Here is a 1,915-nt window from a genome sequence, read left to right as displayed (position 1 = left end):
GTCCCTTGACACCAATCTGGACTTCTACAATTCCAAGACAACGGTAAACGCTTCTGTTTAACTCAACTCGACCAGGGTGATGATTAATCAAGGTTCATTATCTGCTTTTGAGTTACCAGCCCCAAGTTTTGATTAAACTAGAGATTCGGCGGCGGCACGAATTTCGCTGCGAACTTCGTAGAATGAAGTAGTCGGGGCTTTGGCGAATAGGGGTGTCATTTGATCTAGCAAAGCCTGATATGCTTCACTTTGATTGGCTTCCATGTCTTGGATATTTTCCCAGAAGATAATGGCAATACCACGATCAGTTCCCGGTTCCTGTAGCAAATAAGACCCTTTGAACCCGGTACTGTAGGTTGAAACTGCTTGTTCAAACAGTTCTCGGGCTTCTTCAAATTTACCAGGCTTAAACTCCCCGATCGCAATATAGGCGTGTTTGTGTTTCAGAAAATCAAAAAATTCGGACATAACTAACCACCGGTTATGAGTTGAGAACATTGGACTCCTGGTGCTAGACCAACCGATACATTTTGGCTAACCAACATTCACAAATGCCAGATGCTGAGGTACTTTACGCGCTCTATAGGAAACAAGTCTTGACACCCCCTCTTTTCCGCCACACGGAGAGGAACTGAGCCCAAAACCCATATTAACCCATATAGGTCAATTTTTATCAATTATTCGCTGTTAATTTCCCCTTAATTATCTATACAGCCTTTACCCAAAACACAAAGTACAGTATAATGTATGGGTAGAGTCGAGAATGGAGTCGCCCCCATCCCCTCCCTTTCCCAACTGTACTTGAGACTTTCGCCTCATACGGCTCCTGATGTGGTTGCCCAATTGTTATTGGTATAGTGTTGATTTCACCGCTTGGTCCTTCTTCGTTCAGAGCTATATGCACCACGTAGTCTTTCAACTCGCTCTCGCCGTAAAACTCCTACTTATTGCCGGATTTACATCTACACCGTGGCACGTCTGGTAGGGGTCGAGAATGGAGTCGCCTCCATCCCCTCCCATTCAAAGGGTGCATCTCAGTTAGGAAATGAGTAATTGTACTTAGTGCAACCTTCACCCACAGCCCTACATAATGAGCGAAGCACCACTCACCCTCCCTCTACTCATGGATTCTCAGAAACCAGCTCAACTCCAGCAACACCTTGACGCGATTGCGGCCATTCTCTACAGCGAAGCTAACCCTGCTGAACTCACCGCCCTTGAAGCCATTGAGAAGAGTGTTCGTGCTCTTACTCAAGAACACGTCTTGCCTCAACTAGGAGTTTTTTTATCGACCAGGCAACAGACCGCCACAGTGGAAAACAACTCACCCTGACCAGTATCCTCGGTAAACTCACCCTCACTACCGCTCAAGGTCAACAACTGCAAGTGAAGCCAGGGACTCGTTGGAGTCCATACTTTGAGAAGTGTTGCTTGCTCGTTAGTGCTAATAACGCTTACCAACGAGCCGAAGAGGATATCACGATACTGACCGGGATGAGCATCTCCCACAGTACGCTCCAACGCCTTGTACAGCGAGAGGACTGGTGTGAGGTGGAGATATAGCACAAAACATAACATTTAGGACGTATAATGGCAAGGATATCTACAGAAGACCCAAAAGGCCAGCCCCCTACAGTTACGACCTTAGACAAAAAGTTATCAATGCAATTGAACTATACGGTATGTCCAAAACCAAAGCCAGTCAATTTTTCCATCTCAGCCGGAACACTATCAATCTCTGGCTGCAAAGAAAAGAACACACCGGAGACTTCCTCCCTAAACCTAATCGCCCACCTGGTCATAACCACCAAATTACCGACTGGCACAAATTCAAGGCTTTTGCCCAAGAGCATGGCGATCAAACCTCCGCTCAAATGGCTCAACTTTGGGATGACGACATCTCTCCTGGCACCAT

Annotated in this window: 2 protein-coding genes and 1 pseudogene; 2 read left to right on the top strand and 1 reads right to left on the bottom strand. The window is 46.5% G+C overall.

Features of this window, described 5'->3' with window-relative positions; all coding sequences use genetic code 11:
* Positions 1–132: 132 nt before the first annotated feature.
* Positions 133–468 (bottom strand): antibiotic biosynthesis monooxygenase, encoded by a 336-nt coding sequence (locus tag P5674_RS24385; protein ID WP_006615878.1) that lies wholly within the window; start codon positions 466–468, stop codon positions 133–135.
* Positions 469–1,123: 655 nt separating this feature from the next.
* On the opposite strand from P5674_RS24385, the pseudogene P5674_RS24380 reads away from it, so the two are divergent.
* A pseudogene (locus tag P5674_RS24380) lies at positions 1,124–1,554 on the top strand (ISKra4 family transposase); the annotation flags it as partial.
* Positions 1,555–1,601: 47 nt separating this feature from the next.
* On the top strand, positions 1,602–1,915 hold a 314-nt coding region (locus P5674_RS24375), incomplete at its 3' end, for an IS630 transposase-related protein (protein WP_315670372.1).

The organism is Limnospira sp. PMC 289.06 (genome assembly GCF_032350395.1).
Lineage (GTDB): Bacteria > Cyanobacteriota > Cyanobacteriia > Cyanobacteriales > Microcoleaceae > Limnospira > Limnospira platensis.
The sequence above is the reverse complement of the archived record's forward strand: the minus strand, read 5'-3'. Positions and strand labels throughout refer to the sequence as shown.

Excerpts from the sequence above, each read along its gene's own strand:
- P5674_RS24385 (WP_006615878.1), bottom strand. The coding sequence starts at position 468 with ATGTCCGAATTTTTTGATTTTCTGAAACACAAACACGCCTATATTGCG.